16 protein-coding genes are annotated in these 24,635 nt (G+C 56.6%); 1 reads left to right on the top strand and 15 read right to left on the bottom strand.

Annotated features, from left to right (window positions below):
* Positions 1-9: 9 nt before the first annotated feature.
* The 4 genes from ACE6ED_RS18755 to ACE6ED_RS18740 all read right to left on the bottom strand — a co-directional run bounded on the left by ACE6ED_RS18755 (position 10) and on the right by ACE6ED_RS18740 (position 6,077).
* A complete protein-coding gene (locus tag ACE6ED_RS18755; RefSeq protein WP_410828751.1) occupies positions 10-2,388 on the bottom strand; it encodes a helix-turn-helix domain-containing protein in 2,379 nt (792 codons plus the stop codon).
* A 97-nt stretch (positions 2,389-2,485) separates the two neighbouring features.
* Positions 2,486-4,072 carry an extracellular solute-binding protein gene (locus ACE6ED_RS18750; RefSeq protein ID WP_410828750.1) on the bottom strand — a complete coding sequence of 529 codons (1,587 nt, stop codon included), beginning with the start codon at positions 4,070-4,072 and terminating at the stop codon, positions 2,486-2,488.
* A 137-nt stretch (positions 4,073-4,209) separates the two neighbouring features.
* The gene (locus ACE6ED_RS18745; RefSeq protein ID WP_410828749.1) at positions 4,210-5,094 is read right to left on the bottom strand and encodes a carbohydrate ABC transporter permease; all 885 of its coding nucleotides are present in this window, start codon (positions 5,092-5,094) and stop codon (positions 4,210-4,212) included.
* A gap of 17 nt (positions 5,095-5,111) precedes the next feature.
* Positions 5,112-6,077, bottom strand: coding sequence for an ABC transporter permease (locus ACE6ED_RS18740; protein WP_410828748.1), 966 nt, complete (start codon positions 6,075-6,077; stop codon positions 5,112-5,114).
* Between the two features lie 252 nt (positions 6,078-6,329).
* Between ACE6ED_RS18740 and ACE6ED_RS18735 the strand changes: the two genes are divergently transcribed.
* On the top strand, positions 6,330-8,321 hold the full coding sequence (locus ACE6ED_RS18735; protein WP_410828747.1) for a beta-galactosidase: 1,992 nt from the start codon (positions 6,330-6,332) through the stop codon (positions 8,319-8,321).
* A gap of 46 nt (positions 8,322-8,367) precedes the next feature.
* Here ACE6ED_RS18735 and glsA read toward each other — a convergent pair whose 3' ends face one another.
* The 11 genes from glsA to ACE6ED_RS18680 form a co-directional block, all read right to left on the bottom strand.
* Entirely contained in the window at positions 8,368-9,303 is a 936-nt protein-coding gene (glsA, locus tag ACE6ED_RS18730) for a glutaminase A (RefSeq protein ID WP_410828746.1), read from the bottom strand.
* Positions 9,291-9,740 carry a hypothetical protein gene (locus ACE6ED_RS18725; protein WP_410828745.1) on the bottom strand — a complete coding sequence of 150 codons (450 nt, stop codon included), beginning with the start codon at positions 9,738-9,740 and terminating at the stop codon, positions 9,291-9,293. The genes glsA and ACE6ED_RS18725 overlap by 13 nt, the downstream gene beginning before the upstream one ends.
* Before the next feature lie 117 nt (positions 9,741-9,857).
* Positions 9,858-10,811, bottom strand: a complete 954-nt coding sequence (locus ACE6ED_RS18720) for a hypothetical protein (RefSeq protein ID WP_410828744.1) — start codon at positions 10,809-10,811, stop codon at positions 9,858-9,860.
* 320 nt (positions 10,812-11,131) lie between these two features.
* On the bottom strand, positions 11,132-15,010 hold the full coding sequence (locus ACE6ED_RS18715; RefSeq protein WP_410828743.1) for a glycosyl hydrolase: 3,879 nt from the start codon (positions 15,008-15,010) through the stop codon (positions 11,132-11,134).
* A 28-nt stretch (positions 15,011-15,038) separates the two neighbouring features.
* A complete protein-coding gene (locus tag ACE6ED_RS18710; RefSeq protein WP_410828742.1) occupies positions 15,039-16,043 on the bottom strand; it encodes a glycoside hydrolase family 130 protein in 1,005 nt (334 codons plus the stop codon).
* 119 nt (positions 16,044-16,162) lie between these two features.
* Positions 16,163-16,999: a carbohydrate ABC transporter permease gene (locus ACE6ED_RS18705; protein WP_410828741.1), complete on the bottom strand. Its 837-nt coding sequence runs from the start codon at positions 16,997-16,999 to the stop codon at positions 16,163-16,165.
* 13 nt (positions 17,000-17,012) lie between these two features.
* Positions 17,013-17,915, bottom strand: a complete 903-nt coding sequence (locus ACE6ED_RS18700) for a carbohydrate ABC transporter permease (protein ID WP_410828740.1) — start codon at positions 17,913-17,915, stop codon at positions 17,013-17,015.
* Positions 17,916-18,027: 112 nt separating this feature from the next.
* On the bottom strand, positions 18,028-19,398 hold the full coding sequence (locus ACE6ED_RS18695) for an ABC transporter substrate-binding protein (protein ID WP_410828739.1): 1,371 nt from the start codon (positions 19,396-19,398) through the stop codon (positions 18,028-18,030).
* 255 nt (positions 19,399-19,653) lie between these two features.
* Entirely contained in the window at positions 19,654-21,288 is a 1,635-nt protein-coding gene (locus ACE6ED_RS18690; RefSeq protein ID WP_410828738.1) for a response regulator, read from the bottom strand.
* Complete coding sequence (locus ACE6ED_RS18685; RefSeq protein ID WP_410828737.1) at positions 21,281-23,113, bottom strand: sensor histidine kinase; 1,833 nt, start codon at positions 23,111-23,113, stop codon at positions 21,281-21,283. Before ACE6ED_RS18685 ends, ACE6ED_RS18690 begins: the two co-directional genes overlap by 8 nt.
* Before the next feature lie 150 nt (positions 23,114-23,263).
* On the bottom strand, positions 23,264-24,136 hold the full coding sequence (locus tag ACE6ED_RS18680; protein ID WP_410828736.1) for an AraC family transcriptional regulator: 873 nt from the start codon (positions 24,134-24,136) through the stop codon (positions 23,264-23,266).
* Positions 24,137-24,635: the final 499 nt, after the last annotated feature.

The raw sequence follows: 24,635 nt of genomic DNA, 5'->3' as shown, positions 1-24,635 counted from the left end.
GCGGACACCCTATTTGCCGCCCCGCTCCGCCTGTTCGGCGCCGCCGCTGCGGCACAGCTCGCGGTAGCGGGTTGGCGTAATGCCCTGCTGTTTTTTGAACAAACGATTAAAATAGCTCTGCTGATACCCCACCCGGTCGGCAACATCGTTTATCCGCAGATCGGTATCTCTCAGCAGCTCTTTGGCTTTATCGAGCCGAAGCCCGGTTACGTAATCGATGAAGTTTTGTCCGGTCATCCGTTTAAACGACCTGCTGAGCAAAAACGGGCTGGTGCCGGTATACTCGGCGCAGCTGTCCAGCGACATGCACCCGTCCGTATAATGCTCGCGGATGTATTCAATGGCCCGCTCAATCGTCTGCCGGATGCCCGCATCGGTCCGCTCGGACAGCTCCTTTAGAAACGGGGAGATGACTTTTTCGCGGAACCAGGACAAAATCAGCGTCGGCTCCTGGATTTGAGACAGTCTGGCGTACAGGTTTTCGTCCTTGAACAGCTGGTTTGGATGAATGCCGGCGTCCATAGCCGCGTGCTGAATGCTGCCGAGCAGCTGGAGCATGCCCTGCTGCACGTCGATCATTTTGGCCTCGCCCGCGCGCAGGGCTTCCAGGAACTCCTGCAGCAGGCGGTCGGCTTCCTCCGCATCGCCGGAACGCAGCGCCTGCAGCAGGCCGCGCTCCAGCATAAACGAATATTTGGGGTCAGGCGCCGCGCCGCTGTCCCGGTTCATCCGTTCCATGTCGATGATCTGGCTGCCGCCGCCGAACTGCCGGTAGCTGACCGCCTGCTGGGCGGCCTCGTAAGCCCGCGGGACATCGCGGATCGCGGATACGGCGGGGCTGTAGGCAATCGTCACCCGCAGGTTGAGCATCCGGCTGATATGCGAGATCAGCGCTTCGGCGAATGCCAGCACCGGCTCCGATTCGCCTTCAGGCTGGATGATCAGCATCCCGGCCGTAAGGTTGTGGAAATTGATCGTCTCTGCCTGCCCGAAATGCTCGGCCGCCAGTTCGCCGATAATGTTTGCCGCCGCAAAGCTGACCAGGCTTTCGTCGCCATTGCGGAATTTGCCGCCCAGACTGGAAATGCCGGTCAGCTGAATATGCAGCACAATAAACCGGCAGTCCTCGGTTTCCCATTGATAACGCAGCATCCGTTCGCGCAGCTCCTGTTCAGAATAACCGTACAGATAGCCTTGGAATAGCTGGTTTAAAAAACTCTGCTTTACCTGCGGCAGCTGCTCAGACAGCGTCAGACTGAGCGCATGGCTCTGCCCGTGCAGCGCCTGCCACTGCCGTTCGATCAGCGTAAATTCGTCTTCATCTCCGGGACCCTGCCCATGATCGGGCAAAACCGTCTGGAACAGGCGGCGGACGGGAGAATACATCTGACGGGAGGCAAACCAGGACAGCGCGGCGGCAAGCAGCAGCGCGCTTGCGCTGACCAGCAAAATCACACGCGACAGCGACACGACGGGCGAAGTAATGCTTGTGATGGGTGAAGCCGATACGTACAGCCAGTCGCTGGCGATCCGGGAAAAGGTCCCGTATGTGACTGCATAGGTCCCTCCATTCCAATTGAACAAAAAGGAGGCATTGCCATGGATGCCGCGGTTCAGAATATTCGATTTCAGCGCAGTCACGAACGGCGACGATGCGCCGCTTCCGCTCCCCGAAACAAACAAATTGCCCGTCGTCCCCATCAGAAAGGTCTCCCCGTCGTTGTAAGGGGTCATCGTACGCAGCAGAGCCGCCACTTTCTCCGCATCCATCCGCAGAAGCAGCGAGCCAAACGGCTGCAGACTTCCTCCGGGAATATGGTGAACAAGCGTCAGCTCCTTAACTTCCGGACGGGACGGGTTAAACGCCCACTGTGTCCAATATGTGCTTTGATCGGAATCCAGCAGCTTGTCGTAGCTTTCCGACACGGCGTCCGGACCAACAGTGCCGTACTCGGGGGCGAACAGCAGCGACGGCTGTTTCCGCCCCGACAAGTACAGCTCCACCCGGTCCGCCAGCGTGTTGGAGCCCTGCATAACGACCAGTGTTTTCGTGATATCCCAGATTTGAGCATGATCCGTGGCCAAGTCCAAATTGCTAAGGCTGTAATCAAACTTGGGGTCAAACGCCCAGTGCGCCAGCATCAGCTCCAGATTGGAGAGCTGATCGTTGATATTGGCCGCACGCTGCTCGATCTGGCGGTTGTGCATATCCAGCAGCTCGTTCTCCAGCCTTCCGCCCGCCATCCAGTACACCAACGCGCCGATAATCAGCCCAGGTATCGCCGAAACCACAAGCACCATAATCAGATTTTTACGGTAATAGGTACCCTTGGTGCCTCTCCATGCTGTGCGGGTTTTCTTCCAGCCCGCCCCGGCTCTGTTCTTCATCCTCTCTTCACCAGCCCGAATCCGTATTTAGCGGCGGCGGACCGCCGAACCTTCCGCGTTCCGGATTCGCGGCTGGCGTTACTGCCCGGGAATCCGCTTATTTGCCGGAATTAGCGTACAATTCGTTCATTTCCTTAACCAATTCGTCCCCGCCTGTGTTTCTCCATACTTCAAATGCGGCTTTCAGCTCCGCCTCATCCATCTGACCAACGATGAACTTAATGCGTGCATCATTAATGACGTTGTCCAGCTGGGCGCCTTTTTGCGAATAAACGGTGGAGATCAGCGCTTCGGCCGGGTTCACGACGATCGTCGCTTCGTTGGCCTTTTGCACCTCCAGCTGCTTTTTGCGCAGCTCCGTCTGCTTCACCAGGTTCGATTTGTCCTCAGGGATAAACGGCAGCATCTGGTTCAGGCCTTCCACCTCGGACTCGATCAGGACAGTGTCGGCAGACCGCTCAATGAACCCGTCCACCATGGTGTAGTGCTTGCCTTCTATCCCGTAGCTCAGCAGCGTTTGCAGTTCGGGATCGTTCAGCTGATCCAGGAAAGTCAGCACCCGTTTCAGCTCTTCTTCCGTCTTCACCGTGGATTTGGGAATGGCCAGAATGCCTGAGAACCCCGAGGTCGGCAGCGTATGCAGCTTGCCGTCCGCGCCTGTAACGCCTCCCATCACATCGATGTAATGCTTATCCTTTTCGTCTTTGCCTTCCTTCTCGAGTGCGGCGTGAATCTTGTCATCCAGCCGCGCCCCGTTGTCGATCACGTCGACGATAACCCCGGCTTTGTTGTTTACCACCGGATCATTCCATTTGGCGCTGTCCATCACCGCAAAATCGGAGTTAATCAGCTTCTCCTCGTACAGCTTTTTCATGAATTTAAGCGCTTCCAAATACTCGGGATATTCATGTTCCGGCACAAGCTTGCCGTCCTTCTCGCCCCACTTGTTCGGTACCCCGAACCACAGCTTCATCGTATCGAATCCGCTGGCCCAGCCGCCGGTCCATTTCACCAGCACGGTGCCGTACGTATCGTCTTTGCCGTTGCCGTCCGGGTCCTTCTCTTTAAACGCTTTCAGCATTTCATAAAATTCGTCGATGGTCTTTGGTTCCTGCAGACCGGCCTTTTCCAGCCAATCCTTGCGGTAGACCACCCCGTTGCGTCCCAGCGCACGGCCGCGGTAAATGCCGTAGTTTTTGCCTTCAATCGAAGAGTTCTTCAGAATAACCGGGGTCGCCTGGCTGAGATACGGATAATCCTTCAAATAAGGCCCGACCTCCCAGAACGCGCCCGATTTGGCGGCATTCACGAAACTGGAAGCTTTCACGTCAGGCACATAAATCAGACTCGGCAGTCTGCCCGAAGCAAGCGTAATGTTGAACTTGTCAGTATAAGACGCATTGGGCACCCATTCAAAATGAATTTTTGTATTTGTGCGCTTCTCCAGCTCGGCCGCCACCGGGCTGCCGTCCTTCGGATAATTCGTCTTGAAAATCGGCAGCATCAGCGTCAGCTCCAGCGGTTTGGCGCTATCTCCCGCAGGCGGTTCGCCTTCCGCCTTTTGTCCCGCCGCGGGCTCAGCATTGTTTCCCCCGCCGCAGCCGGACATCACACTTACCAACATCATACCAGCCACAGCCAATATCAACCAGTGTTTGAAGCCAGTGGAACGTTTTGTTTTCATCCGCAAATGTAACCCTCCCATATAGTTGTTATCTTCCCTGCCGGCAGGCGTATGGCGCCTGAATGTACTGGCATTGCCCCTTTGTCACCGCCTAAAACACCTCACTATCCGCCCCCCGCAAGGAGCGGAGCGTATGCTTACCCTTTGATGGAACCCAGCATCACCCCTTTGGCAAAGTGTTTTTGCAGAAACGGATAAACCAGCATGATTGGCAGCGTGCCGACAACAATGACCGCCATCTTGATCGACTGCTCCGGCGGCTGGACAAAGCTGGGATCCATGGAGCTCATATCGCCCGCTGCCGCCTGGGACAACATCACGATCTGGCGCAGCATCACCTGCAGCGGCCATTTGCTCGGATCATTGATATACAGCAGCGCGGAAAAGAAGTTGTTCCAGTGGCCAACCGCGTAAAACAAGGTAAATGTCGCCAGCACCGGCTTGGACAACGGCAGCACGATCCGCCACAGCAGCCCAAGCTCGGTACAGCCGTCGATCCGCGCCGCTTCCTCCATCTCGGCGGGTAGCTCCTGGAAGAAATTTTTGACGATAATCAGGTTAAAGGCGCTGATGGCCCCCGGCAGGATCAAGGCGTTCAGCGTATCCAGCAGGTGCAGCTCCCGGATCACCAGGTAGGTGGGAATCATCCCTCCGCCAAACAGCATTGTAAAAATAACGAGGTTCAGCACAAGATTGCGGCCCATCAAATTACGTTTGGCCATCGGATAAGCCATGGTGACCGTAAAGAACAGATTGACGATCGTGCCCACCACCGTAATGTATACGGACACGCCGATACTGCGCACAATCGTATCTGTCGAAAAAATGAATTTGTACGCGTCGAACGAAATGGTTGTCGGAATGAGGAAAACCGCCCGTTTCGTAATCTCCGCCTCAGTGGCGAACGATCCGGCGACGACGAACAAAAAGGGTAAAATCGCCACGATGGCGATGGCGCCGAGAAACACATAGTTGAAGATATCAAACGCAGTTTCCCCGGCGGTGCGATAGCGTTTGGCCACGGCAAAATTCACTCCTTTTAGTAAAGTCCGGATTCGCCGAATTTTTTGGCGAGCCAGTTGGTGCCGAGCACCAGGGTTACGCCGATGACGGATTTGAACAATCCCACAGCCGTACTGTAGCTGAATGCCCCCTGCGTAATGCCCAGCGCATACACGTACGTATCAAACACCTCGGCCACTTCGCGGTTCAGCGCGTTCATCATCAGGAAGATCTGCTCAAAACCGTTGTCGAGAATCGTACCCATCCGCAAAATCAGCAGAATCACGATCGTGCTGCGGATCGCAGGCAGCGTGATGTGCCAGATCTGCCGCCAGCGGCTTGCGCCGTCGACCACGGCGGCTTCATACTGCTCCACATCGACGCCGGCCAGCGCGGCCAAAAAGATGATCGTGCCCCAGCCGCATTCCTTCCAGATCGTCTGGAGAATGATCAGCGGACGGAACCAATCGGGATTGGACAGGAAGTCGATCCGCTGCCCTGTAGCCGTATACAGCAGGTTGTTGATGGCGCCGCCTTCCGTTGTCAGGAAAACGTAGCTGATACTCGCTACAATAACCATGGAAATAAAATGCGGCACGTAAACCATGGTCTGCACAATCCGCTTGTAAAAGGACAGCCGGATTTCATTCAGCAGCAGCGCCAGAATAATCGGCGCCGGGAAGAAAAACACCAGGTTGTACAGCGACAGCACCAATGTGTTTTTCAGCAGCATAAAAAAATCCGGATTTTGAAAAAAGACGCGAAAATGTTCAAATCCGACCCACTCGCTTTTCCAAAACCCGACGAACGGCTGGTAATCCTTAAAAGCAAGCAATATGCCCCACATCGGAACATATTTAAAAACCAAAAAGTACAGCAGGCCGGGAGTCAGCAGGATGTACAGCCATTTGTCCCGCCGCAAGCGCTTCCATACATACTTTCCCCTTCCGGCCCGGGTACGCGGTGCAGCGGAGGCTGGACCTGCGATAACCCCTTGCTTCATTTGTTCACCCCCTGAGTTTGTCTGCAGCCTGCGGTACGCTTTCGCTGCCCGGTCTTGGCTGGCGACTTTATTATTGTCCGCTGCTTTTTTTCCGGCAATCGGACTTTTTTGACCCTCACGGCCCTACGCCCGCAAGGCTTGTCCAATCAAAAAAGTCCAAAGCCTGCAAAACATTACTATTGCCCGGCAGCCGGGCGGAACCTATGATACTCGGGTGATAAAACACCTTTTATCTTATCGAAGGGGGTAACCATGGGCAATTCATTATACTACGGGGCAGCATGGTATCCGGAGCTGTGGAGCAGGGATGTGCTGGAGCGGGATCTTGCGTTGATGCAGGAAGCAGGCATCAATCTCGTCCGTATGGGCGAGTTCGCCTGGTCGGTTCTGGAGCCTGAAGAAGGCCGGATTGATGTCCGGCCTTTTGCGGAGTATATCCGGCTGCTTCATGACCGGGGAATCGATACCATTTTGTGCACGCCGACGCCCACACCGCCTGTCTGGCTGACCCACGGCCATCCCGAACGGGCTTATGCCGATGAAAAGGGAACGGTTATGGGACATGGCGCAAGGCAGCATGTTTGTACCAACCATCCGTATTTTCGCGAGCGGGCGGCGATCATTACAGAACATCTGGCCCGGGAGCTTGGCCGTCTGCCCGGCCTGGCGGCCTGGCAGCTGGATAATGAATTTAAGGCGCATGTGGCGGAATGCATGTGCGGGACATGCCGGACCTTGTGGCACGAATGGCTGGAACGGCGGTACAGAACGGTAGGCGCGCTGAACGAAGCCTGGGGAGCGGACATCTGGAGCCAGACGTACCAGCGCTTTGACCAGGTGCCCCAGCCTGGCCCGGCGCCGTTTTTGCACAATTCATCATTGCGCACGATGTACCGTCTGTTTTCGATGGAGAAAATTGCGGAGTTTGCTGACGAACAAGCAGGCATCATCCGGAAGCATTCCAAAGCGCCGATCACCCATAACAGCAGCGTTGCGTTTCATCTGGACAACGAGCGGCTGTTTCAGCACCTGGATTTTGCCGCCTACGACACCTATGCTTCGCAGGAAAATCTGCACGCTTACCTGCTCAATTGCGACTTGTGGCGGAATTTTAAGCCAGGCACCGATTTCTGGCTGCTGGAGACCAGTCCTTCCTACGCGGCTTCGCTGGTAAGCTATGCTTCTCCCCATCCGGACGGATATTTGAAGGCTGAAGCCGTCTCGGCATACGCGCTTGGCGCGGGCGCTTTCTGCTATTGGCTGTGGCGCCAGCAGCGTTCCGGCAGCGAACAGCCGCACAGCTCGATTATCAGCGCATGGGGCGATCCGGCGGTCGGTTACGCCAACGTGCTGGAGGCTTCACAGGCCCGGCGGGAGATCGAGCCGGTTATGCTGTCGACCCGGCCGCTTCAGGCGGAGGTGGCCATTACCTATTCGGACCGGGCCAAGGTTTTTTTGACTACTGAACCGCACCGGAAGCTGAGCTACCGGGGGCTGCTTGGAGACTTCTACCATCAAGTACTGCGGACAGGTGTTCACCGGGATTTAATTCCGGAAGGGGCGGCGCTTGCCGGCTATAAGCTGCTGCTGACGCCGTTTGTGCATTATGTATCGCCCGAGCTGCTGGCCAAGGCGCTGGCATTTGTGGAGGAAGGCGGCGTCTGGATTGCCGGACCGCTCACCGGCGGACGGACAAAGGAGCATACCATCCATACCGATGCGGGATTAGGCGAACTGGAACACGCGGCGGGTGTCCAGACAAAATACATTTACCCGATGGACGGCACCGGGTCGATTGGAGAAGCTTTTGGAATAGAAGCGCCGCTGTCGCTGTGGAGCGCGGTGTTTGAGCCGCTGCCCGGCGGAGCGCGCGCCGTGGGGACAATTAAGGAAGGACGAACCCCCGGCCTGGCGTTCCTGACAGAGCATAAACGGGGCAAAGGGCTGGTCGTACTGCTTGGTTCTCTCCCTTCAGGAGAGGCGGGCGGGGAGATGCTGCGGAGTATCGTTGACGCCTACGCCGGACGGGCGGGCGTTAAGCTGCGGTCGGACGTTACGCCGGGCACGGTCGTTTGTCCGAGAGCAGGGGCGGACGGCGAAGTCTGGACCATCGTTAATATGGACGGGCGGGGCGGCAGGGTAACCCTGCCGGGGGGCGGCCGCGACGCTTTGAGCGGGGAGCCGGTAGCACCCGGGCCGCTTGAGCTTGGCGCTTATGAATACCGAATCATTTGCATGCGTTGATCCTGCTGATCAGCCTGCGGACAAATCCGGTCCCCGTCCGCCTTAATTAAAATAAACTCCAGCCAAATTCACGGGACAGCCGTTCCAGCAGGCGGACGCCTGCGATGCTGTTGCCCTTCGGATTGAGCGCGGGACCGACAACCCCGATCCCGTACCGCCCCGGAACAAACGCGAGTATGCCGCCGGATACGCCGCTTTTAGCAGGCAGCCCGGCGGAAATGGCGAACTCGCCGGAGCCGTTGTACATCCCGCATGTAATCATAAACGTCTTGGCGATCTGAACATATCGGCGGGGCAGCAGCCGCCCGCCGGTATGCGGATCGACGCCGTCACAAGCCAGGACAAGGGCCATTCGCGCCAGATCCCGGCAGTCCGCCCGGATGGAGCAGTGACGGAAATAGACCTGGAGCACTTCCTCCACCGTCCCCTCCAATATTCCTTTATCCAGCAGAAAATAAGCCATCGAACGGTTTAGATGCCCGGTCTCGGACTCCGAGCGGTACACGCCAAGATCATAGGTCAACCCGGGATTTCCGGAGAGCCTCCGGAACAATTCCAGAATTCGCCGGGATTTCTCCTCCGCCGAGTCTCCTCGAATCATGGACGAGACGACAAGCGCCCCGGCATTGATGAACGGATTGAAGGGAATCGCCGGCTGGACCAGCTCCAGCTTCATGATGGAGTTAAAGTTGTCGCCCGTCGGCTCCTTGCCGACCTTGGCGAAGACGGCTTCTTCGCCGTGATCCATCAGCGCAAGGATTAAGGTGAATACTTTGGATACGCTCTGCAGTGTGAAGAGATAATCCGCTGAACCTGCCGATACGCTTCTCCCGTCTGAGCCTTCAATCCGGATGCCAAGCAAATCCACGGGCGCTTTGGACAGCTCGGGAATGTAGGTTGCCACCGTGCCGCTTGTGCTGCAGGCCCTGCATTCTTCCAGCCAATCCGGCAGAACATCGGCCAGACGTTTTAATTCATCCATGGCGTTTTCTCCTTTGCCTGCGCTCTGCTGGCCCGCTTCCCCTGTGCCGTCAGCGATTTGACAAGCGATAAGCCGCATACGATGCCAAAAAACATCAGCATGGCGCGGTTCATCTGCTGGCTGAGCTGGAACAGCCAGTTCAAGCCTTCAAATTGGACATACAGCGTAGACAGCGGATACACCGTTATAATGAACGAAGGCAGGAATACCAGCACCAGCACCGCGGCATTGATTTTTACCGCCCGCGGCGGATCAAGCAGGCCAAGATGGAGTCCATAGACGATAGGAACCAGGGTGCTCGCCCACAGATAGGCTGTCATATCGTAGGTGCTGGCGGCCTGCTCTTGGGTATCATTTATCCACTCCGTACCTGCCCATACCAGCAGACAGGCGATGCCCGCCCAAATAAGCGTATACAACACGGATTTGACGTTCATAGCGATCACTCTCCCCATATGGCGTCAGAATGCAATCTCTTCTTCCAACCTTACCATAAAATGGAGCGGGGTAACTACCTTTATCTCCTCCACCTACATACCTTTATCTCCTCCACCTTACATTTCGCTTAAATCAAAATCACGCAGCTTAACCAGCGGCTTTTTGCCACGGTTGCCTTTTTCCACGTGCGCCTTGCCGTTCTCTTCATGCCCTTTGATAATATAGTCGCCAGTCAGCAGGTTATAATCTTCTTCGGTCGCCTGCTCCTCTGGCTCTTCGCCCCCATTAAAGTATGTACCGGACGTCATCCCAATCAAGAACCAATCCGCATCCTGGTAACGGAAACGGTACCGGTTGTACCAGCGCCAGTTGCTGCCGCCATATTCGCTGACGACAAGCGATCCTCGGTTAATCTCCAGTCCGTCAAAAGGATCCCCCCATACGCCGCCTTCATCCGCGCGGAGCAGCACATGGTCCGCTATGATCGACAGCTTATAGCTCCCGTCCGGCTTGCCAAAAGCAATTAGCAGCGCGCGTTCAGGCGCTTCTCCCTCACCCGGCACGGCCTTCTCGATTACGGTTGCCGCATCCTGTACTCCGTCTTTGTTCAGGTCGCCAACCACACGGACCGGCTCGCCATCGGCGTCCCGCAGCTCCGTCCAATCTTCGGGAATAACGCCCTCCAGGGTTCGGGCTCCTTGCAGCCCGGATTTAGCCTGCGTTTTCCGTCCGCCTGTACTCGGCCCGGCGTCCGTACCGCCGCTGGAATGATCTGTATCCCCTGCGGACGGGGTCTGCTCATTCGCTGCGGACGGGGCCTGCTCAGCCGCTGCGGCATCCGGTGATGCAGAATTGGCTGGCGAAGCTGAAGCGGATGGCGAAGCTGAAACGGCCGGCCGGGACTGCCCGCCTGCGGAAGCTGCGGGTGACGCACTGTTTGAGACGGCCGCCGATGGTGAAGTTTTCGGCACTTCGGATGACTGGGGCTGCCCCTCGGAATCGGCACTGCTGCATGAAGCGAGCACTCCGCATAACAGGGACAAAACTGTAAATTTGAGGAATTTGTTCATCGGTCTCTCCTGTCCTTTTCTCTTGATCCAATCTTCTCCATTATAAAGGATGAACGCAGAACTTCCCTCTCCCCTACTCCCCAATTTATAAAAAAACAAAAAGAGCCTGTGAAGCCGGCTCTTAGTTTCTATCCCTTTCGTTCCATAATATTGGTTCACGCTGCTCCCCCCTGCCTTCAAGCGGGGTGTTGACCCTTCCCTTCAGCGGTGCCGCATACGGCTCGCCGGAATAACAAACGAAACCGCCCGCAAAAGAGTACCTTTCGGATCCCTTTGCGGGCGGTTTACGTTATCTTCGTGTGTGGATGATTTTCCATGTTTCAGCGTTCTTGTCTCGTTTCAAACTCAATTACAGGAGAGCCATTGAGCCCGAATCGGACAAACGTATAGCGGTCCTGAAAAATCATCGTTCCGGGAGGAAGGCCTTTGTCGGTCCAGCCCGGTTTGTCTTTGTAGCTGTCCGGCCCGACCTTATATAATTCGCCCAGGATATGGTGATGCGGTCCCAGGAGATTCCGGCAGCTGCCGGTCAGCTCCAGCTCAATAAGGTTATCACCCTGACGGAGATAGGAGGAAATGTCGGCGGTGTAAGGCTCCCACAAGAAGGTTTTGACTTCAAGGCCGTTTATAAAAAGCTTAGCGGCAATGGTATCCAGTTTGGCGATGAAACACCAGCGCGCAACTGCCCAGGTCATCTCCTCCAGCCGGATGGTCTGGCGCAGCCGGAGACTTCCGGCAAAAAACGGAAAGCCCTGGCGGGTCAAGTCGCCTGCGTCCGCCCGTTGCGGCGGCTCGGTCAGTTCAAAACCGCCGTCCGTCCAAACCGCCTGGCGCTCCCCGTCCGTGAACGCTCCGTCAGACCGGACGCCAAATTGTCCAAGCAGATAGATCGGCTCAATTTCCCAGTCGAATGTCAGCTTGTTGCCCTCAGCTTCAAACCGCTTCGCCCGCTCCAACTGCTCATACATTTCGGGAGATTGGCGGAACTCTCCCGCCAGCCTCAGGGTATTGGCACCCGCATGGACAAGTCTGCGAACGTCGATCATGCGTAGGGAAGAATCCCGCCACCATCCGCATGACTGCGAAGCAACTGGAGCCCCATTCAAGGTAATGGCCATTTCCTCCGGCCGTTCAAGGACGAGATACAGCTCTCTGGCTCGGTCTGTGTCAAATGCGGCCTCAAAGCTAAATTCCAGCTCAAACCCGACCGGCTTCCCATACGCCAGCAGACGTTCCTGAATAAAAATAACCGGCAATAGCTCCGTCCACTCCCCGCCGCTTACCCGCAGCCGGGCATAATCCAGCGTCAGGCTGTTCAGGTCGGCTTCCGCAATCTCCCATTCCGGTGCCAGCTCGATCTGCCGTTTTGCGTTTTGGGGGACATTTTGGGCCTGCACCATCCGCCGCTCTGCGTTTCGGAGGTTATTATGAGGCGGGCGAAAACGTTCGGGAGCAATGTCCGTATCCGGGACTTCCGCGGCGTTCGCCGTAGAACCCGTCTCCCGTTTTCCCACAGCATTTGCCGCAGAGTCCATCTCCCGTACCCCCACAGTATCCGCCGTAGAGTCTATCTCCCGTATTCCCACAGTATTTGCCGCGGAGCCTATCTCCCGTATCCCCACAGCATTTGCCCTAGAGTCCATCTCCCGTATTCCCACAGCATTTGCCGCGGAGCCTATCTCCGGGGTTTTCACAGCTCTCACCACGTGCATGTCCCGGCTTTCCCCAGCCTCTAAAACACCTTCCACCCTCCCTGCTTTTGCAGCATGCGCCGCAGACTGCACGCGAAGGAGACAGGACTGCCCCGCCCGCAGGGATACCCGTACAGTTAACGCCCCGTCGGAAATCCGGGACAGGGAAAGTGAGCGGCCGTACATTTCCGCAACAGCCGGCCAGTCACGGTTTCTTTCCAAAGCGCTTCCAGTGTCTTCCGCAGCTCCCGGTTTGACGCTTCCTGCCCAGTCCACGCCTCCTTCCGAAGCGGCCTCGACGCTTCCTAGGCGGCCTGCTTTTCCTTCCGCACCCTCCCCGGTCTGCTGCCCCGGAAATGGGACAACAACGCCTCGTTCGAGATCAATAACGGACACGATTCCTTCCGTCTCCCCGAGCTCCATCCCGAGGTCGGAGTAATGCTCCGTACCTGTATTGACTACATAATACAGCGCATCCTCACCCAGCTTCATGGAGCGGATGTGCAGCTCGTCAGGAAGAAGCTGCCCGCCGGAGCCGCCGGACCGACGGATAAACGGCGGAGACGATACGCAGACAGCTGCCGCAACCGCCGCTGGCTCCATCGCGGGACGAACAGCTCTTGCAATCAGCGTATTCAGCGCTTCGTCCGGCTCACCATCAGCCAGCTCCGGATAAGGCGCAAGCGCAATCAGGCTCCCGCCCTGCTCCGTGAAAGCGAGCAGCAGGTCAATTGTCGGCCTCGCAAGCGTCACCGCCGGAGGAAGCACGACGGTCCGGTAAACGGCCTTGCCGACTTCGAACAAGCCGCCGGACACTCGCCCCGATGCGGCAATGAGGCTTTCGCTGCCGTAATCATGTTCTATCCCATAGCGGCACAGCCAGACCGACAACCGGGCAAAATCATCGTGATACGGCTGGATCGCCGCCGAATCTTCTCCCCGCTGGAGCACCCAAGCGGAGCGTACCGGGTGCAGCAGCAGCACCTCTGTCCGGCTACTGCTTTCCGACAGCAGCAGGGACAGCCGGGCGAAATAATCATTAAAATTTTTATATTCCTTCCACCAGGGCTGCTGATAAAACAAAGACGGCGGGTAATCCCGCTTACGCAGTCCTCTCAGTGTGTAGCTCTGAAGATGCTGGCACAGCGAATTGATGCCATAAGCGAACTGCCACTCGCCGATCCGCTTCAAGTCGTCCAGCCCGACGTTCCAGCCCGCACAGCCGAAGCTTTCGGTGATCGTCCGCCGCGCTCCTGTCTGCCGCGCGGCGGACCCAACCTGCTTCGGCACAACCGGATCCCTGCCGACAAACCGGCCCAGCCAATCGCACCCCGGCATCTGCATATGCGCATAAAACGCCATAGGATCGCCGACAGAAGTCACCTGCTGCGTCAGCTCCTGCTCATCCACGACATGGCCTGTCAGGACCCAGCCTTTTGAGGCGCACCACTCTCCAATTTGCCGGGCATAAGCATCGGCAAACATATGCGTGACGCACTCCCAATAATCGTATCGCGCTTTGCGGCACGGACCGCCGTCATGGAACAGCCAGGGCAAAATGGTTTTGACGTCTTTCCCCGTCCGGGAAGCAAAAACCGCCTCCAGCTCCGCTGACCAGGGCAAGCCGCCGCGCGCAAACTGCGGTTCGTCCGTAAATACGCCCTGCAGCACTCCTGTATACGTCTCACCAAACTGCCGCCAATAGGGTTCATAAGCAGCTGCGATAAATTGACGTACGGCCTCCCGGCTGAGCGTATCCGTGTAATAAGGATTTACCTCATACGCGATCTGAAGGTCCGCCCGCTCCGCTTCCGTCTCCGGCAGCAGCCGCCAGCCTTCCGGCTCGGCGGCATACGATGCAATAACCCCCTCAGCTCTGCCGTCGAAAGGCGGCTTCCGGCAGACGAGCCGTTTTTGCTGATAGCGGAGCCCCTTGGCCGGCACTGTACCATCCGCGGTCCCGCTCGGCCAGCCGTTTTCGTCGTAAAGCCAGGCCTTTAATCCAAGCTCCCGCGCCTTGTCCAGGCACAAGCGGACGGCATCCATCCAGGCCTCGCCCATATACGGCGTGCGAAGCCCGCCCCGGGCATGCATAAAGAAACCGCCCGCCCCGGCTTGCGCCATTTCTTCTATCTGCCGGACAAGCTCATCCGGATCAAGCGCGTCATTCCAGGACCAAAACGGCAGGCTGCGATATTCGGCCGGGGGATTTTTTAGACTGTTCCATATCTTTTCTGCCGACGGGTTTGGCTGATTCAACCCAATCGTCGGGTTCAAGGGGTTCTTCGGATTTGGCATCGGGTTTGACTGGTTTGACTGGTTTGACTGGATCGACGGGATCGACGGGGTCGACGGGATCGACGTGCTTATCATGCTCGCCCCTCCTAACCGCTCTCCACAATCTGACCGTCCTGCGCCCTGCGAATGACCCGCTGCCGCAAGATCCGCCTCCCCACGGTCCGCCTTGTTCGCACCCGAGCCGCCGTATCGGGCGTTTGTCGCTTTCACGTAAATCCCCTCTTTCTTTACTCGCGGCCTAGTTGTCCTCAAGACAGAGCGCAACAAGATCATCGACATGGGCGGTCGCCAGACATTCGACGGTATCCGCTGCCCCGTAATAGATTTTGACTTCGCCGTCTTCCTCCAGAATCATGCCTCCCGGAAAAATAACGTTGTTGCGGAATCCCCCGCTGATTTCATAAGACGCCTCCGGCGCCAGCAGCGGCTTCCGGCTCATTCCGGCAATCCGCTTCGGATTGTGCAGATCGAGCAGCATAATGCCCGCCGTGTAGCGTTTTTTCCATGCGGGCTCCCAGCCGTTTTTGCCGCGGGACGGATCAAGATCCACTGCGTGGAAGGTGGTCAGCCAGCCCTGCGGCGTTTTGACCGGGGGAGCGGCGGGGCCGACCTTATCGTTGGCAAACGGAATATGCTCCACGCCAAACAGCAAATCCGAGCCGCCCCAATATTTTAAGTCAGGCGATTCGGCAATCCAGGTATCGAACCGGTCTTGCCCTCCCCGGCTGTACACGGTAAACGGACGTTCCAGCCGCACATATTTGCCCCCAATGCGCTCGGGAAACAGCACCATATTCCGCAGATCGGGCGTCGAGAGACTGAGAATCTCAAAATGCTCCAGATCGTCCGTTACGGCAATGCCACCGCGGATGCCATGCTCCGTATCTACGGCAAAACACATGTACAGGCGGCCTTCGATCACCGTCAAACGGGGGTCATAGGCCCGGATAATTTCCTCGTCACGCAGCTTGAACACGGGTTTCGGGCCGGCCGTCCAATTGATACCGTCGTCGCTGAACGCGATCCCGAGATCGGTCGTGTGGTGCGGCTCGATGGTCTGCTTCTCCAGCGACCCATAATCGTTGCGAAAAATCATAACGTATTTGCCGTTAAACTTGGCGACACCCGCATTAAACACAAGCGCCGCAGGGTAAGGAATGCGCGCCGCGTCCAGAACCGGATTGGCCGGATGGCGGCGGATCACGGAAGCGGAAGTAAGATGGGCTGGTACAGATAAAGTCATAAGCGGATTCCTCCTGCATGATATAATTTTTTAAAAAATGGCCAGAGCGCAGCCCTTTCGGACTCAGCCGTAAATCCCATCACGCACACCATTCCGGTGCCTAACCGTTCAGAACCGGTTCAGCCTTTGAGCGACCCCGCCGTCATCTGCATAAACGACTTATTGGCAAGCAGATAAGCGACCAGGATCGGCAGAATCGACAGGCAGGCCCCCGCCATCATATAGTGTGTTTGCGAAGCGGCGGAGAAGCCGTATTTCAGATTGGCCAACCCGACGGTCAGCGTCTGCAGCTCCGGTTTTGTCATCGTGAAGACTAGCGGCAGCAAATACTCGTTCCACGCGCCCCGGAAGGTGAACAACGCGCCGACGCCAAGCCCGGGACCAAGCAGCGGCAAAATGATCCGCCAAAACGTGCGTCCGAGCGAGCTGCCGTCGATCAAAGCCGCTTCATCCAGCTCGCGCGGTATCCCCTTCATAAAGCTGAGCAAAATAAAGAAGATGGATGCATGCGCGGAGATCAGGATCAAAATGACGCCCCACAAGCTGCTGTGCAGGTTCAGCGCAACCATCAGATCAAACTGGGGACGCAGCACAACCGCGCCCACGGCGACAAACATGGTAAAGGACTGCATGCCGACGTACAGTTTTTTGCCGAAAAAGTTCATCCGGTCCACCACATAAGCCGCCATGGATGCGACAAGCAGCGTGCCGACAACGGCGGATAATGCGACGATCAAACTATTCATCGTATAACGGGAGAAGTTGGCCTGCTCCCAGGCCTCGGCGTAGTTGCTGAACTCCCAGCTGGCCGGCAGAAAGGTTGCACCCGTGGTCAGCTCGGCGTTTGTTTTAAACGATCCTAAAATCGTGATGACCACCGGAATCAACGTCAGGAAAGCGACGGCCAACAAAAAAATCCACAATATGGTGTTTCCCAGTATGTTTTTCCCTTTCATCCCACAGCACTCCTCAATCGGTCGGATTCATCCGTCTGGACGCATAGAAGTAGATTATGGAGATCGCGCCGACAATGAGCGCCGATACAAACGCCACCGCACTGCCGTAACCGAACTCCTGCACCTGTGTCGACGCCCCCATTCCGCCCACGGGGAAAAATAGTTTGTAGAGATACAGGAACATTACCTCCGTTTTGCCTACCGGACCGCCTTCCGTCAGCACCATAATGCTTTCATAGCCCTTCAAAGCGGTGATAATCGCCAGCATAATGACCATCTGCATCACCGGTCCCAGCATCGGCAGCGTAATATACCGGAACTGCTGCACTTTGTTTGCGCCGTCGAGCGCGGAGCTTTCGTAAACATCCTCCGGAATGTTTTGAAGTCCGGCCAGGAACAGCAGCATGTAGTTGCCGACCGCGCCCCACACGGCCACGAGAATAACGGTGAGCATGGCGTATTTGGTTCCAAGCCAGTCAATGCCGGTGGAAGTGATGCCAAATTTAATCAGGAACTGATTTAGAATCCCGTTATAGGAATTGAATATGGTAAAAAAGACCACCGCCATGACGGCGGTACTGATGACCGTAGGCATAAAAAAAATGCCCCGCAGCAGCTGCCGCCCTTTAATCCCGCGGTTCAGAATGGCCGCCAGCAGCAGGGACAGCGGAATGGTCAGCAGCAGTTTACCGCCTGCATAGATAAACGTATTCAGCACCGAATCCCAAAACTGGGTATCCTTCATGATCCGGGCGAAGTTCTCCAGGCCAATAAAACGTGCGGTGCCATACCCTTTATATTCGTAAAACATATAGCGGAACGCCCAGGCGATGGGGTAAATGCCAAGCACCAGCGTCAGCAGCGCGCTCGGCAGCAGAAAGCTGTATGAGAACAGCGCGTGTCCGGTTTTTTTCATGGTTCTCTGAGAGCTCCTTTCCTTCTTCAGGCGGGAAGCAAACACTGGGGGAGACTCGCTCCCCCAGCCGTTTGTCCGCCGCCGGGTTAGATGACGGCGGCTATCTTCCCGGTTACTTGGCGAATTGGCCGCCCAGCTTCGCAGGGTCGAAGCCCGCATCGGGTTCCGCTTTTACGCCGTCGTTCTCGATCGCGTTGTCCAGCGCAGCGTTATACCGGTTGTTTACATCGGTGATGACCGCATCCAAATCGCCGCCGTTCAGCATGTACTTGAAGAACGCGTCGAACGCTTTCATGCCTTCCGGAGCTACCGTCGGATACACCGGCCACACGCCATCGTGCTCGTTCGGCAGGAACCCTTCAATCCCTTTGACCTCTGGCGTTTTGGCCGTGGAGCTGATGGACGGAACCATGGAGATACCAAAGCCTTTTTCCTGATACTCCGTCAAAATCTCATCACTGTACATGTACTCCATGAACTTCCACGCTGCTTCCTTGTTCTCCGTTTTGGAGCTCAGGCCAAGCCATGGGCCGCCAAGGAAACCTGAAGCTCCTTTGACGGTGCCGTCAATCGTCGGAGCCGGCGCAGCCGCCCAGTCGATTTTCGCCGGGAACTGCGAATTGTACACGCCGGGCTCCGCCGAGAAGGACAGATACATGCCGATTTTGCCTTCCGCAAACTGTGCCCGCAGCGGGTCGATATCCAGCGACTCCACACCCGGCAGCATGCTGCCGTCGTCCCGGATCTGCTTGAAGGCTTCGATAATCGGTTTGAAGCCGCTAAAATCATAACGCGCCGTCTTGAAATCGTAACCGAAGCCGCCGTAACCGCTCAATTCGGCGATGACCCGGGCCGAGCGGCCGAGCGCGCTGCTCGGGTTTTTGAAGTTGAGGGCAAATCCGTAAGCTCCATCGGCTTTGCCGGCTTCCGTCAGCTTTTTGGCCGTATCGACCAATTCCTGCAGCGTAGCCGGCGGCGCGGCGATGCCCGCTTTGGCAAACAGCTCTTTATTGTAAACGAGCCGCATCGTTGTTCCGTAGTTCGGCAGCGAATAACGCTTGCCTTCAAAGGCGTTCAGCTGGTCCATTTCCGGGAATTTCGTTTTCATTTCGTCGGTCAGGAACTCGTCGATTGGAGCGAGAAAACCTTTTTTGTAAAAATTCTGGATCGTGTCCTCTTTAACCCGGATAATATCCGGAGCGTCCGAGGTCTGGAACGACAGGTCCAGCGCGGTATCGAAATCGTCCCCCTTAACTACAAGCTCCACTTCGATGCCGTCCGGATTCGTTTCGTTAAATTTCGCCACTTTTTCCTTGATGAACTCGGCGTCGTGACGGTCGCCTGTCCAGTAGCTAATTTTTGTTTTTTCTTTTGCTGCGGTACCCGAGCCTTCCGCCGCATCGTTTGCCGAATCGCCTCCGCATGCCGACAGGCCGATGGCGAGCACTAGGCTCAAGGTCGTTAACAGAAACCGTTTTTTCATATCAAGCAAATCCCCCTTTAAGTTCACAACCTTTGACTTGCTGTCTTACACTGTCGATTATAGGGCAGGAACGGACGCGGCATAATGCGGCAAAGCCCACATTAAGGGCAGAAAATCCGCGAAGTCGCTGTCCGCTGCCTCCCCCTCAAACAAATCAAGCCGTCCGGCCGGTAAGGCTGGACGGCTTAAAAGCCGGAGTTAGGCTGTACGCCGCAATAAGGCAGATGGACGGCGGCATAAATGCCGATAGACCAATCACGTTTTTCCCAAATAGTCTGTCTTGAACTCCGAAGGCGTCATCTGCGTGTATTTCTTGAAAACATCGCTGAAATACCGGCGGTGCTCATACCCGAGTTCAGTTGCAATTTCCTGCACCTGAAAGCCTTCAATCAGCATCGTTTTTGCTTTCTCCATCTTTTCGCTCATGACATAATGCTGGAAGGACACGCCCGTCACTTTTTTGAACACATTGGAGAAATAACCTTGGCTGAGATTGATCTGCCTGGCCACCTGTTCAAGCGACAAGCCGGTATGCAGATGCGTCCGGATGTAATCCTTCGCCTGGAGAATGATCTTCATGGATTCCATGGAGCGCTCTTCTTCGATCCAGCCGCACGCCTCCTCGCATAGGCCGGTCAGCAGCCCGCGCATTTCCTGAAAAGTAGGCTGGCGCGAGCTCCGCAGCCGGTTCACCCGTTCCTCCAGCGCTTTAACTTTGGCGTGCGGGAACAGCTCAAGCATGACCCGGCAGATTTTGTAGGCCAGCTCGTAACCAATGCTCTCCACATACGCCGGCTCTGGCAGCGGGCCGGGCCGCAGCAGCTCATCCCACATCCGCCCTAGCATCTCCCGGCTTTTCTCCCGGTTGCCGGACCGCAGAGCAAACAAAAAATCACGTTCGGCCTCCGGGGAGTAGCTGCTGAACGTACGGGAAGGGTGCGGTGCCCCGTTATAGCTGTAGACGGCGTTTCCGTCCGTGTAGAAATGATACGCCAGCGCGTCCAGCGCCTGCGCGTAAGAATCGGCCAGCTCATGAATCGACCGCACGTAGCCGCCAAGCCCGATCGACAGCGTATCGCGCGAATACCGGGCCGCATGGGCGCAGCAGGTCTCGGTTAAGTCCTGCGCCTCCCGGGGATCATCGCCGTTCATAATGCACACATACCGGTTGGTCGATTCACGGAAAATCACACCCCGCGTCCGGCCGGAGACCGTTTCCTCCAGAATATTTTGCAGGCTGAAGCGGACCAGCTCAATCTCCTGAATCCGCGCTTCTCCGTACTTTCCGGCAAACCGGTCGATCTCCGCAATAAACACAAAAAAATGTTCCTCTGCCAGCGGAATCCCCAAATACGCCCAGCGCGAACGGGCACTCTGCTCGCTCGTCCGGTGGCGGATCAGAAAGGTCAAATATTCCTGCCGCAGAATCGGCAGACTTTCCCGGATTTTCACTTCCATCGCCCGCAGCCGCTCCTGTTCGCCGCGTTCCTCCAGACACTGCTCCTTGGCTTTTAAAACAATGCTTATGATTTCATCCAGCGAAAACGGCTTCTTCACAAAGTCCATCGCACCCAGGCGGATCGCCTGCTGGGCGTACGCGAACTCGGAATACGCGCTCAGGATGATGATTTTGCATGCCGGAGCGAATTCCAAAATCTCCCGCGTCATAGCGAGCCCGTCCATTCGTGGCATGCGGATGTCTGTCAGCACGATATCGGGTTTACGTTCGCGGATCATCCGAAGCCCCTCTTCTCCGTCCAGCGCTGTTCCGACAACTGTGATCCCGTTGGCCTCCCAGTCGGGTTTACGCGAAATCATGTCCACCACGCTTTTAATATCATCGATGACAGCCAGCGTAACGTTCTGCCGCTCCGGCTCCTGTTCATTCATGTTCCTCTCTCCCTTCCCCGGTGCCAGCGCCGGCGGGCCGCACGGGCAGCCACAAATCGGTCCGCGAGCCCAGGCCTTCCCTGCCGGACAATTCCATCCGGGCCGTCTCGCCGTAATACAGCTGCAGCCGGTGTCTGATGTTGATGAGCGCATAACCTTTTTTGGACAGCGGCTGGAAGGCCATCGCCTGCTCCACTTTCTCGGCATCCATCCCGCTTCCGTTGTCCTCAACCGCAAGATGCAGCATGCCCTGCTCCAGCGACACCCGGACCCGGATCAGACAGCCCGACCGGCGGTCCGCAAAACCGTGCTGGATGCTGTTTTCGACAATCGGCTGCAGCAGAATTTTGGGAACGGCATAGGTCAGCAGCTCTTCATCCTCCACGGTTACTTCATAATCGAACAGCCCTTCATAGCATTTTTGCTGCAGGGCGGCATACTGGCGGACATGGGACAACTCGTCTTCCAGCGAAATCCAGTCTTTGCCCCCGCTGAGCCCAAGCTGGAACATCTGGGACAGGGCAAGAATCATCTCGCCCACATCGTCGTTTTCCCCTAGTACGGATTTGCAGTAAATTGTGTTCAGCGTATTGTACAAAAAATGAGGTTCCATCTGCGCCGTCAGCGCCCGGATCTCCGCCTCCCGCTTGCCTTCCTCCTTCAGCCGGACGTCCTCAATCAGCGCCTTGATCTCCGACATCATCCGGTTGAACTGATGCCCGACCTGCGCGATTTCATCCTGGTATTTGCTTTCGTACGTCACGCCGAGCTGATTTTCTTCAACCCGCCGCATCAGCCGGCTGAGCTTGAACAGCGGCTTCAGCAGCGCGGCCGTCAGCTGGTTCGAGAAAAACCAGGTGGTCAGCAGAAACAAAACGACCACCAGAATGGCTGCACGCTGGACGCCTTCCAGCTGGCCGAGCAGCTTATCCTTCGACTGGATGCCGACAATCGTCCAATCGGGGGCCGCCAATGATTTTTTATAATTGACCAGATAATCTTCCCCGTGCTCGGCATAAAAAAAGTGTCCCTGCTCCCCGTTTTCCCGCGGCGGAAGCGGTGCGCCGCTTTCCTTTTTGCCTGCCGCCGGCAATGCGGTTTGGACAACCTCCTCCCCTTTGCCGTTCAGGACTCTGTATTCGAGGTCGTTTGCCGTCTGACCGGAATTCAGCAGCGAAGCGATTTTGCTCTCACGGATGTTCACCACAATATACACATTGGTCGCCGGGAGACGCTCGTAAATGCCCCGCACCACAAAAGAAATCACACGGTCATTGCCCGTAAACAGCCGGTCGTAATGCCCCTTGGCCCAATATCCGCCAGGACTTTGCTTGCTGTTGTCGTACAGCTCGGAGCCGTAAAACGAATGATCCTGCGTGCGCACCTGGGTTGTCGAATAAAAATCCCCGATCGGCGTCGCAATCAGCACATTTTCGATCAGCGGTTCGTTGAAGCTTGTCTGGGACAGCACATACTGCAGCTCGGACAAATGCACATAATAATTCGTCACATCATACGCCTGGACATCCATCATCATCTGCCTGTAGGCGTCGCTCAGCATCAGGGACTGGACCGACATCGCCACATCGTTCAACCGGTAATCCAGCAGCTGCGTCGTCTTGTTCACCGTCTCTTTGCTGGCGTCAAACGCGTTATTTTGGATCTCCTTGGCGGCTATCCGGTACGTCAGTGTACCGCTTGCGCTAATTGACAGCGTTATCAAAACGGCAAACGAAAACAGCACCCTCTGCTTGATCGAGACCCGGTAGTATATGCCCGCCAGCCTATGCCACAACCGGCCCAGCCCGACTGCCGCCTTTGTCATGCCTTCACCTTCCAGTCAATAAAAAATAGGTCCGCCTGCCAGCCGATCCGCCGGATGGCCGGACCGGCCGGGGGACGTTCCTTGTTCACCTGTACGATACGTTCTCGTGCGGCGGGGTGTCAATTAAAATTACAGCACTCAGGGGAAAGCTCACGGGGTTTCATAGCCGTGTTGCCGGTTTTTTGCCCGGTACTGAACAGGCGAACAGCCGTAAATCTCTTTAAACTGCCGTGAAAAAAAATGCAGCGAAGCATAACCGAATTCCTCGGCGATGTCCGTTACGCTAAGGCTGCTTTCGGTCAGCCGCTCCGCCGCCCGCTTCAGCTTGCTCCGGATTAGATATTGCTTCGGGCTGACGCCCGTTTCTTCCCGGAACCGCTTGTAAAAATGCGACGGGCCAAGCCCGCACAGCTTCGGCCACTGCTCCGGGGGCGGCGTTAGCTCCGGCGTCTCCTCCAGCTGCCGCAGCAGCCTGCGGATGCGCGGGTCCGCCGGGCGGTCCGCCTGCAGCGCGGCGGCGGCAAATCCGTCGAGCAGCCAAACGTACAGCCCGGCTTCGGCCCGTTCCCGCGCATACAGCTCGCCCGACTCGAACAACGCTACGAGCTCCGCAAAGCGCTCACTCAGCCGGCTGCCGGCCCCCACGTGTCGAACGGCGGGCAGGCTGTCCAGCTCGCGGCACTCCGGCAGACCGGCCAGACGGCCCGCATCAAATGGATCACCGTCATAAGCAAACCAGTGCGGCTGGGCGCTGTAGGGGTCCGGGAACAGACCTGCATAAATATTATAGGCTGTCAGCGGACGGTCGGGGCTTGCGATAAACGCATGCGGGCAGCCGGGAGGAACGGTAAACAGCGTCCCGTTGACCACGGGATACAGCGCACCGCCGGCCTGGACGGCGCCTTCGCTTGTAAACAAATGAAACCCGTAGTTGTACCCCCGGCGGCGGCGTTCATATATGCTGCCGTTGTATATATAGGGATGCGCGGCGGCAATCCGCGGGCGGATGTCGGATAATTTCATAGCCGTCCTCCTCGTACCTTGACCGTGCCAAATCTAAGGACTGATTTTTATGTTAGACGATGTAAGGTAGCGTTAGGAAGCTCGCGCAAAACCTTAAATTTATTGTGGTCAAGCTACCAGGGTGTGTACGCAAACTGTAAATTAAGGAAATCAGGGTCAATCAAACGATTCCGTGATGGGTTACGGAATGCTATCAACCCTGGATCTACACCTGTTTATTGTCAGATCGATCTACGAACCCTCTCCTGTGACACACCCGCAGCGGATTACCACAGCACGCGATACGTAGGTCTTTCCGGACCCAGGGGACGCTATTCCTGAAATTCTTGGGCTTTTAGTAGGCCCTGCGGACTCCAGATCAGTTATTCGTACTGAAAACATACAAACGATGGATTTTCCGCGTAAATAGGTGCATCTGAGTCCGTCACTTTGCCAAAACACGGAATAATCAGCAAATAAGGCATTCTCAGTCCGTACACTTGTGCCCCTACTTTCTCTG

Origin of the sequence: Paenibacillus nanchangensis, from assembly GCF_046543445.1 — a bacterium.
GTDB classification, from domain to species: domain Bacteria; phylum Bacillota; class Bacilli; order Paenibacillales; family Paenibacillaceae; genus Paenibacillus_AQ; species Paenibacillus_AQ nanchangensis.
This window is presented reverse-complemented; position numbering and strand designations above follow the sequence as displayed.